Annotated in this window: 11 protein-coding genes; 8 read left to right on the top strand and 3 right to left on the bottom strand. The window is 44.2% G+C overall.

Annotated elements, in window-relative coordinates:
- Positions 1-1,394: Calx-beta domain-containing protein (locus tag QUB44_RS24390; RefSeq protein ID WP_333371511.1), on the bottom strand; the 1,394-nt coding region annotated here is incomplete at its 3' end.
- Between the two features lie 37 nt (positions 1,395-1,431).
- Here QUB44_RS24390 and QUB44_RS24385 point away from each other — a divergent pair.
- The 7 genes from QUB44_RS24385 to QUB44_RS24355 all read left to right on the top strand — a co-directional run bounded on the left by QUB44_RS24385 (position 1,432) and on the right by QUB44_RS24355 (position 6,900).
- Positions 1,432-1,599, top strand: a complete 168-nt coding sequence (locus tag QUB44_RS24385; protein ID WP_333161081.1) for a hypothetical protein — start codon at positions 1,432-1,434, stop codon at positions 1,597-1,599.
- 611 nt (positions 1,600-2,210) lie between these two features.
- Positions 2,211-3,428 (top strand): DUF4350 domain-containing protein, encoded by a 1,218-nt coding sequence (locus QUB44_RS24380; protein ID WP_333371509.1) that lies wholly within the window; start codon positions 2,211-2,213, stop codon positions 3,426-3,428.
- A complete protein-coding gene (locus QUB44_RS24375; protein WP_333371507.1) occupies positions 3,425-4,375 on the top strand; it encodes a MoxR family ATPase in 951 nt (316 codons plus the stop codon). The genes QUB44_RS24380 and QUB44_RS24375 overlap by 4 nt, the downstream gene beginning before the upstream one ends.
- 14 nt (positions 4,376-4,389) lie before the next feature.
- Positions 4,390-4,833 carry a GNAT family N-acetyltransferase gene (locus QUB44_RS24370; protein WP_333371505.1) on the top strand — a complete coding sequence of 148 codons (444 nt, stop codon included), beginning with the start codon at positions 4,390-4,392 and terminating at the stop codon, positions 4,831-4,833.
- A gap of 61 nt (positions 4,834-4,894) precedes the next feature.
- Entirely contained in the window at positions 4,895-5,194 is a 300-nt protein-coding gene (locus tag QUB44_RS24365) for a helix-hairpin-helix domain-containing protein (protein WP_333037263.1), read from the top strand.
- The gene (locus QUB44_RS24360; RefSeq protein WP_333371503.1) at positions 5,191-5,580 is read left to right on the top strand and encodes a VOC family protein; all 390 of its coding nucleotides are present in this window, start codon (positions 5,191-5,193) and stop codon (positions 5,578-5,580) included. Before QUB44_RS24365 ends, QUB44_RS24360 begins: the two co-directional genes overlap by 4 nt.
- Positions 5,581-5,592: 12 nt before the next feature.
- Positions 5,593-6,900, top strand: a complete 1,308-nt coding sequence (locus QUB44_RS24355; RefSeq protein WP_333371501.1) for a DUF58 domain-containing protein — start codon at positions 5,593-5,595, stop codon at positions 6,898-6,900.
- Here the strand turns inward: QUB44_RS24355 and QUB44_RS24350 are convergent.
- Together QUB44_RS24350 and QUB44_RS24345 are read right to left on the bottom strand one after the other, a co-directional pair.
- Positions 6,878-7,804 carry a hypothetical protein gene (locus tag QUB44_RS24350; protein WP_333371498.1) on the bottom strand — a complete coding sequence of 309 codons (927 nt, stop codon included), beginning with the start codon at positions 7,802-7,804 and terminating at the stop codon, positions 6,878-6,880. The genes QUB44_RS24355 and QUB44_RS24350 overlap by 23 nt on opposite strands.
- A 123-nt stretch (positions 7,805-7,927) precedes the next feature.
- The gene (locus QUB44_RS24345; RefSeq protein WP_333371496.1) at positions 7,928-8,911 is read right to left on the bottom strand and encodes a stage II sporulation protein M; all 984 of its coding nucleotides are present in this window, start codon (positions 8,909-8,911) and stop codon (positions 7,928-7,930) included.
- An 80-nt stretch (positions 8,912-8,991) separates the two neighbouring features.
- On the opposite strand from QUB44_RS24345, the gene QUB44_RS24340 reads away from it, so the two are divergent.
- Positions 8,992-9,816 carry a DUF975 domain-containing protein gene (locus QUB44_RS24340; protein WP_333371494.1) on the top strand — a complete coding sequence of 275 codons (825 nt, stop codon included), beginning with the start codon at positions 8,992-8,994 and terminating at the stop codon, positions 9,814-9,816.
- Positions 9,817-9,840 lie beyond the last annotated feature (24 nt).

The following is a 9,840-nucleotide window of genomic DNA, read 5'->3' as shown; positions in this document are numbered from 1 at the left end:
GGCGATTCCAATGTCAAATCACTCAAAGCCGTCACGGTGAAACTAGCGGTAGTTTGCCCCGCAGCAAAATTCAACACTCCCGCCGACGTTCCAGTGTAATCAGGTGCACTGCCTGCTGAACTTGCCGAACCGTCAAGAGTAGAGTAGTTAATCGATGCAGCCGCCGTGTCACCGGTGCGAGTAACGTCAATCGTCGCCACGCCGCCTTCAGCCACCGTGTAATTTGGTTGGGCGAACTGGAAGATACTTGGAGTTGTCGCCGTCGGCGTCGGCGTCGGCCCAGTTGTCGCCACATCATTAATCGTCAAAATTGACGGACTACTGCCGACATTGCCACCGAAGAGCACCAAATTCACCGTTTCGGGCGATTCCAATGTCAAATCACTCAAAGCCGTCACGGTGAAACTAGCGGTAGTTTGCCCCGCAGCAAAATTCAACACCCCCGCCGACGTTCCAGTGTAATCAGGTGCACTGCCTGTTGAACTTGCCGAACCGTCAAGAGTAGAGTAGTTAATCGATGTGGCCTCCGTGCCACCGGTGCGAGTAACGTTAATCGTCGCCACGCCGCCTTCAGCCACCGTGTAATTTGGTTGCTGGAACTGGAAGATACTTGGAGATGTAGGAGTCGGCGTCGGCGTCGGCGTTGGCGTTGGCGTTGGCGTCACATCAATGCCTTGATATTGAATACTCCGCACTAGGTAGTCGGAACTATCGCTTAAGGAGGCACTGGTGCTGGGGCTATCGTAGGCTTTGGCGGAGAACCGCAGTTCGTCAAAAGCGACGCTAGTGGAATTTGCTTGTATCTCGAATGTGTAATTGCCATCGGCACTATCGCCAATGAAAGTCACTCCATCTGAAGACACACCGATCAGTTTTTGAGGGGTAGGAGCGTTGACGCGAGCGATCGTAAAATTGCTGGCCGATACCTCCGTCCCATTATTAAAGAGTTTCAGCAAACCAACTTCATTACCTTGATCGTTCACTGTAGTAGAACTTGATTTGGGAAGTAATCCACTGAGGCCGATCGTGGCGCTAGTGATGTCTTTGTTATCTGCCCATTTCACCTTCAGCGCCTGAGATTGATTGGTGTTGGGGTCATAGTTGATTTCCGCCCGCAATTTATTGACATCGGTAAACCAACCACTATAAGAGCCTATGACACCAATACCACCGGTACCGCCGTAGCTCAACCCGCTTTTAGGGGTTTCGTTTGTTGCTAACGTGAGGTTGCTGATGGGAGTAGGGTTAGTGTAGTTCGTTTCAAAGCTATCAAAAGCTATCCCAGACAGTTGGATGCCTTGATTCTGGGCGGCAGTAGGCCATTGTGCGATCAGGTCACTAATGCTGCTGTAATTAGTGTCTTGACCCAAAGAACCATTGATTGAAGTAGCCATAGCTTCTCCTTTGATGATGAATAATTAAAGATTAGAAGTGACTGAAAAGCAGAGGTTGGGCTTTCTTGTAGCGATCGGTCACAGCAAGAAAAATTTCGTCATTAAGTACGTGAAGTACGTGCAGGTAAATCAAGTAAAAACGCTTAGGCTGCCAAAATGCTTGCCCAATAAGCAGTTGAAGCCTTTATTGCCCCTGCGTGATTAAATGTTGAGTGTAATTATTACTTGCAACTACTTATACAGATGCTTATTCTTTACTTTCATCATCAATAACTTCGATCCGGAAGATTTTCCGATAATTTTTTCATCCCTCTAAAGAGTGGGTTTTCCACATCTGTAGAGGAGAGCTTAAATCCCACATTCCGCACCCCCCAACGGGCAGCGTACACCTGGTTCTGCGGACAAAAGTAAATCTGGATTGACAAAACGTGAGTATAAATACTTCTAAATTTATATTTCTAAGCAGAACCCTGTTGGGAATTCCTGAAAATTGAGGTTCGGGCGTAAGTTACAGCGTATTCGTTTATGAAATACACCCCAGAAACCTGGTTCCTTTACAGTTCCCGCATCATTACTGATTCTGTTGCTCGAAATTCGGTTTTTCGCGATCTACATTTACATGGAATATGCTGTAAATCTGACTTCCTTAAAAATGCGATGGTAAAAAACCAAGTTTATTAGTGAGCCGTAATGTGATTGACGATCGCTAAAATATCTCAAATGGGTTCTATATGAGGAGTGAGTTGATCCATTCAAAACCCGCCCTCATGTTATATTTATTTGTACTTACTTACTTACTTACTTACTTAACGAGCGATGAACTTGTCAAAGCGTAGGTTATGGTTGTTGGGAGCGATCGCCATTACTGCAATAACGATCGTTACCCTGTTCTTTGCTCCTGCTAACAACAAAGTCAACAGCGGTTCTACTTATAATAGAGCGCCGGACGGCTACGGAGCATGGTATGCTTTTATGTCAAAACGGGGAACCGAGGTTCAGCGCTGGCAAAAACCTTTTGAAGACTTTGCTAAAAACCAAGATGCCAAACCGCCTAGTACACTTTTACGTATCTATAGTAGCTTGATACCAGAAGTTGTGCCTGAGACCGAGAAAAGGTGGGTGGAAGAGGGCAATATTTTGGTAATTTTGGGAGTTCGCGCCCCGGTGACACAAGCACCTTTTAGTAGCTTGCACCCAGCTTCAGCCGGGGAAATAAAGATTGACACTGGGCGGAGATATCCCAGCGCCAAAAAACAAGTTTTAGAGGATCAATTTGGGGCAATTGTTTGGAAAAAACCAGTGGGAAAGGGAACAGTTTATTTTGCCAGCACCTCCCATTTAGCTGCTAATGCTTATCAGGATTTTCCAGGTAATTATGAATTTTTAGCAGGGCTGGTTACTCAAGTAGAAGGTGGAGAACGAGAAATAGAAGGTGCCGAGCAGGCTCTAGCAGTGAAATTAATCCAAAATTCGAGCAACCCGCAAAGCCAGCAAACGAGTAAACTCCTCAATAAAGTCTGGGTAGACGAATACATTCACGGCTACAAAGATGCCGAAGTTATTGAACGCGAATACGAGGGAAATTTATTCACTTATTTAGCTAAAACTCCTCTATTCCCCGTTTTGATCCAGGGTACAATTATTTTACTCGTTGCTATTTTTGCCGGGTGGAACAGGTTTGGACAGCCTGTAACTATATCAGGGCCGCAGGTTGACAACAGCGAAGCTTACATTCAAGCATTAGCGGGTGTTTTGCACAAAGCAAACAGCACTGATTTTGCGGTAGAAATTATCGGAAAAGAAGAACAGTTACAACTGCAAAAAGCATTATTATTGGGACAGGCATCGCTGGAAAGTGAAACCGTAACAAATGCTTGGGTTGAGCAAACAGGGCGAAAAGCGGCAGAATTGTCAGAACTTCTGCCCTCGCCATCTGATAAACGCCGAATCAGCGATTCAGATTTGCTAGCGTGGTTGGGTAAATGGCAGCAGATCCGTCAACATCTCCCCTCTGACAGGAAAAATCTAAAATGAGCGAAACAAACTCGATTTTTAAACGCCTCAGCCAAGCACTGGACAAAATAGTTGTGGGTCAATCTTCCACTGTACAGCACTTGCTAGTGGCACTTTTGAGCGGCGGTCACGTGATTGTTGAGGGAGTCCCTGGAACCGGGAAAACTCTACTTGTAAAAGCGATCGCCCAATTGATTCAAGCAGATTTTCGTCGTATTCAACTAACGCCGGATATTTTACCGTCGGATATCTTGGGAACGAATATTTTTGATTTTGAAAGCCACAGTTTTACCCTGAAAAAAGGGCCTGTGTTTACTGAAGTTTTGCTGGCGGATGAAATTAATCGCACGCCTCCGAAAACCCAGTCAGCACTGCTAGAAGCAATGGAAGAACAGCAGGTAACGTTAGACGGTGAAACTTTAGCTCTGCCAGAATTATTTTGGACGATCGCCACTCAAAATTCCCTAGAATTTGAAGGCACTTATCCGCTACCAGAAGCTCAGTTAGACCGATTTTTATTTAAACTTGTGGTTGACTATCCCGATGCAGCCGCCGAAAAGCAAATGTTGCTGAACGCAGAGGCAGGATTTCGCGCTAAACGCCTCGATTTAGCTAGGATAAAATCTTTAGCAACGGTAGAGCAAATAATTAGCGCCCGTCAAGCAGTACAAACTGTCAAAGTAGAAGAGAAAGTGCTCGATTACGTGCTAGCTTTGGTACACAATACGCGAAAACATCCCGATTTGGCATTGGGTGCTTCTCCGCGATCGGCAGTAGCTTGGTTGCAAAGTAGTAAAGCTCACGCTTGGCTAGCCGGCAGGGATTATACTACTCCTGATGATGTCAAGGCGATCGCACTGCCGCTTTTGCGTCACCGTCTGATTCTCAAACCAGAATCGCTGCTAGATGGTTTGCAAATTGATGCGGTAATTGCTTCGGTATTAAAACAAGTTGCTGTACCGAGGTAAACAGAAATATAACTATGACCATTGCAATCAAAATTCTGGATCAGAATGATGTAGACATTCTCAAGAATGTCGATCCCGATGTCTTTGACAACTCTATCAATATCCCACGTACTGAAGAATTTTTGACGGACTCGCGCCACCATCTGGCTGTTGCAATCGATGACGATCGAGTTGTCGGCTTTGTCTCAGCAGTTCATTATGTTCATCCCGACAAGGCACGTCCCGAACTGTGGATTAACGAGGTTAGCGTAGCAGAAACTCATCGTCGGCAAGGTTTGGGGAAGCGTTTGATGAATGCAGTATTTGAGGTCGCTCGTGAGTTGGGTTGTACAGAAGCTTGGGTGCTTACCGATCGCGAAAATACAGCAGCGATGAATCTGTATTCGGCTGTTGGTAATCCAGAAACACCGAGCGATCATGTTATGTTTACGTTTCGTTTGGAGGAATCGAATTCCTGACAAAAAATCTTTATTACGCAAGTATTGTAGTAATTGAGTTCAAAAATACCACACCAAAAGTATGAAGAAGTCTCTAAACGAAGTCAAGAAGCTTGAAGACCTCCCAAACATTGGGAAATCAATGAGTGCGGATTTGCGAAGCATTGGTATTGAGCAACCAGATCAACTTAAAACGCGATCGCCATTAGAAGTCTTTCACGAACTTGCTAATGTCATGGGACATCGCCACGATCCATGTGTACTTGACGCTCTCATTTCTGTCAAAAGATTCCTCAATGGCGAACCAGCTAAGCCTTGGTGGAGGTATACAGGTGAACGACGCAAGCTACTTGCAAATCATGTAAAGGGAGAAAGCAAGTGAAATTCGGATATACAATTATTTACGTTGCTGACGTACTAAGTTCATTGACTTTTTTTGAAATGGCTTTTGGGTTCAAAAAGAAGTTCATTGATGAATCAGGAGATTATGGTGAACTTGACACTGGGGAAACAACTTTATCTTTTGCTACACATTCTCTAGGCGCGTCAAATTTCCCAAATGGTTATATTTCGGCTGATTCATCGGATAAACCTTTAGGGGTTGAAATAGCACTTACCACTGATTCAGTAGAAATGGCACATCAACAAGCGATCGCAGCAGGTGCATTAGAGTTAAAAGAACCTCTCAAAAAACCTTGGGGTCAGATTGTTTCCTATGTTAGATGTCCAGACGGAACTCTCGTTGAATTGTGTACACCAGTATCTTAATCAGAAATTGTAATGATTCCTGCTTTTCGCCTTTATTTCCTGTTAGCGATCGCCATTCCGATCGCCCTTTTGCTTGCTATGCTGGTAAATCAGCAGACAAGTATTATCGGCACTTTGCTATTTGACTGTTTAATTGTAGGTCTAGCCATTACCGACGCACTGCGCGTCAAATCTCATCGGGTGCAAGTGAAACGCCATCCGTTGCAGAGACTTTCGATTGGGCGAGACAATCCGGTTTTACTGTCAGTGCGATCTGCAAATCAAACAGCTAAAATTCGTCTGCGCGACTCCTATCCGCTAGAGTTTGATGTCTCTCAACAGATGCTGGAAGCAGACCTCAATCCTAACAGCGATGAGGAATTAACTTATACAATCCGCCCGTCAAATCGCGGACAATATAAGTGGGGAGATATTCAGGTGCGGCAGTTGGGAAATTGGGGTTTAGCATGGCACGACTGGACAATACCTGCTAGTGAACAAGTTGCCGTTTATCCCGATTTAGTGATGTTGAAAGAACTCTCTATTCGGCTAACATTGGAAAATAGCGGCACAATGCGGCGGTTACAAAAACTCGGCATGGGAACTGAATTTGCCGAACTGCGGGAATATGGTATTGGTGACGATCCTCGCTTAATTGATTGGAAGGCTACTGCAAGGCGATCGCGCCCTTTAATCAGAGTTTTAGAACCAGAAAAAGAGCAAACTTTGATTATTTTACTCGACAGGGGACGGCTGATGACGGCGCGAGTGCAGGGTTTGAAGCGCTTTGACTGGGGAGTGAATGCAGCGCTGTCTTTAGCCTTGGCTGGACTAAATCGGGGCGATCGCGTGGGAGTCGGTGTGTTCGATCGAGAAATCACGACTTGGATACCCCCGGAACGCAGTCAACATCAACACTCTAAATTAATTGAACGCCTTGCGCCAATTCAGCCAGTTTTGTTAGAACCAGACTATGTTGGTGCTGTAACTAAATTAGTAAGCCAACAAACTCGCCGTGCATTAGTAGTGCTAATTACTGATTTAGTAGATGTCACAGCTTCTACAGAAATGCTTTCCGCTTTAGCGCGTTTAGCACCTCGTTATTTGCCTTTTTGCGTAACTTTGCGCGACCCTCTAGTTGACAAAATCGCTCACACTTCCACCGTGGAAATTACACCTGCTTATAATCGTGCTGTCGCTTTAGATTTACTAGCACAGCGTCAGGTAGCTTTTGCACAGTTGAAACAAAAAGGAGTTTTGGTTTTGGATGCGCCAGCCAATCAAATTAGCGAGCAATTGGTTGACAGATATCTGCAACTTAAGTCTCGGAATCAGCTTTGATTTTTTCAGCTTCCGAAGCATTCGCAAAGTAAGGTAAAGGCCCTTTGAGAACCGACCAGTTTTTGTAGATAAAACCGATTACCCAAGGGGCTGACAAAGCAAAAAACAAGACGCCTAGCTGTATTTGCGATCGAAATACATCTAGAACGTTTCCTGTTTGATTGCCAACAAATACTAAATTCCACATTGTAAAACTAAGGCTTTCCAAGGCAGAAAAAAATATTACTATAAGTAAGCTACGGTTTTTTGTATACAAAATTATGTGGATTAAGAACGAAATAATTATAGAGATAAAATACTGATAGTCAAAAGTTATATACAGCAGACAAACAGCTATTATTGCTGGGATGTTTCCCCATTTTACAGCCCATCTTTGTAGAATAATACTTATCCAAACAAAGGCAGAGAATATGGGTTGTATTGCACAGCCTATAGCGAAAATTAAGTAGTACAGTGCAGGAGAAAAGGTTTCTGAAGCTGTAATTAAAATACTGCTATTTCTTTCGTCATTAAGTATTTCTAGAACAAAGAAAGGTACAATAAAAGACAAAAAATAATAAAAAATTTGGAATACACTTAGGGAAAAAACCACGGTAGCGATCGCCAGACCTACTAAGGGCAACCATTGGTAGCGATCGGGAACTTTACCAACCAGATATTTAATTTCAATTCCCGCTAGCCTGCATTGTCGCCACACCAAACCCAGTATCAAAATCGATAAATAAACTGGAACTATTTGATAAACTAATGGTTGTGTACCATCAAACAGCATCCCACGTGAGCTAATTATTGCTATCTGAAAGTAAATGCCCCTACTTAATAAAAACCACCATCCCAATATATGCCGAACCTTGATTAGATAAAAAGGATTTTCTTTGGGAAAGCGGATGTTAGTAAGAGTCATGATTTTAATTGATTACTTGGCTCGATATTATATAATTCAAGGTCTCGTAGGGGCGGGTTCGCCAGTATTGTCGATCTAAAAGCCAACAGTTTCATAAACCCGCCCCGCGCATACAAGCACGAATCAACTGGACATGATATGACTAGGAACTTCAGCCGATCGCCTTTTACTGCAATACATCACCAACAGCGCAAACAACCCGATCCCAGCCAAATACTTCAACGGATCGGGAATTGCCGGATTTGGCGAGAAAAAACCCTCGATCGTACCAGCAATTACCAGCATCGGCACAATCCCAAATAGCAATTGTGCAGCTTGAGTACCGTAAAACTTCATGGCATCAGCACGGCGATATTTGCCAGGAAAAAAGATAGCCCTGGCGATGATTAAACCAGCGCCGCCAGCTAAAAAAATCGCTGGCAATTCCAGGGAACCGTGAGGAAATACAAAGGCCCAAAAAGGGTAAGCTAAATTGTGTTGAGCTACTAAACTGGCGATCGCGCCGATGATCACTCCATTAAATGCCATAATATAAACAGTGTAAAGACCGCCAACTATCCCTCCCCCAACAGCAGCAAAACATACGGATAGATTGTTAGTCATAATACCGCTAGAAGCTAAAGGTTCGATTCCCACAATTGAACCCATCCACAATTTCCCGTCATCGCGTACCATTTTAATCAAATGTCCAGGAACTGCTAGGGACAAAAACGCCGGATCTTGCCAAGCAAACCACCAAGCAATTAACGCCATTACTAAAAAAATACCCGTCGCAGTCGCCGTATAACCAAACGTCTCCTGTACCGTAGCCGGAAAACCCCAGCGACAAAACTCCACCATAGCTTCCCAATCTTGGCGGCGCGAACCTTGGTAAATTTGGGTGTAGCCACGAGAAGTTAACCTTTGCAAATCTTGTAACAAAATATTACCGACTTCATTTGTCCTCGCCCTAGCCAAATCCGCCGAAACAGAACGGTACAAACTCGCTAATTCCCTGATTTCAGACGCAGGTAAGGACTTTAGCCCCTTTTTTTCCACTTGCTGTAAAAGAGTGTCCAACCGTTTCCAGTCGGGTTCCCGCCGCGCGATCCAACGTTGAATATTCATAAAGTTTTCTCTAAGTTCTATTAGATATAGCTTAAGATAGTTGTAAATTTTCTGCCGTACACAATTATACCCATCCAGTCATGCCTAAAAATCTTAGTTCTTCTGGACAAACAGGCCCCTTGAGCGTCGGTAATGTTGTTAGTGCTAGCTTGCGGATTTATCGCGACCATTTTAAGTCATATTTTGGTTTGGCGTTAACAGCTTATCTGTGGTTGTTAGTTCCGATTTACGGTTGGGCTAAATATTCTGCGATCGCAGCGCTCATTTCTCGTGTGGCTTTCGGTGAAGTTAGGGAAAATCCAGAGACTGTCAGTGATGCTCGCCGTGAGGTGAATCCTCGGATGTGGAGTTTTTTATGGGCGGGTATATTAACATTTTTGATTTACCTTGGGGTATCCTTCGTAGGCGGGATCGCGATGTTCTTTGTGGGAATGGGTGCTGGTGCGCTCTTTGGGCAAAATTTCACACTTGCTGCAGCTTTCCTGGTAGTTGCAGTCATTGCTTTCTTAATTATATATATCCGAATTTTATCTCGCTTGCTGATTATTGAAGTGCCGCTGGCGATCGAAAATAATATAGACGCTAGTTCAGCAATCGGTCGCAGTTGGGAGTTAACTAAGGGGTCGGTGGGACGCATTCAGTGGATAGTTTTTGTGGGCATTTTGGTTTCACTCCCGATCACGATTGTTGTGCAGATACTTACTGTGATCGTTCAAGTTGTTTTAAGTAAAGTCTTGGGCGCAGAATCTGGTATATTTTACTTAGTTTATTATCTTATGATTTTGGTATTGAGCTTTGGCAGCGGTGCGCTTGTGGCTCCTTTTTGGCAGGCTATGAAAGCCATTATCTACTACGACCTCCGCAGCCGCAAAGAAGGTTTAGGTTTGCAAATGCGCGATCGCTAATTCAGCCTCTGTCAAAACATAAAA

The sequence above is a fragment of the Microcoleus sp. AT3-D2 genome, assembly GCF_036705715.1.
In the GTDB taxonomy this organism is placed as follows: domain Bacteria; phylum Cyanobacteriota; class Cyanobacteriia; order Cyanobacteriales; family Microcoleaceae; genus Microcoleus.
The sequence above is the reverse complement of the archived record's forward strand: the minus strand, read 5'-3'. Positions and strand labels throughout refer to the sequence as shown.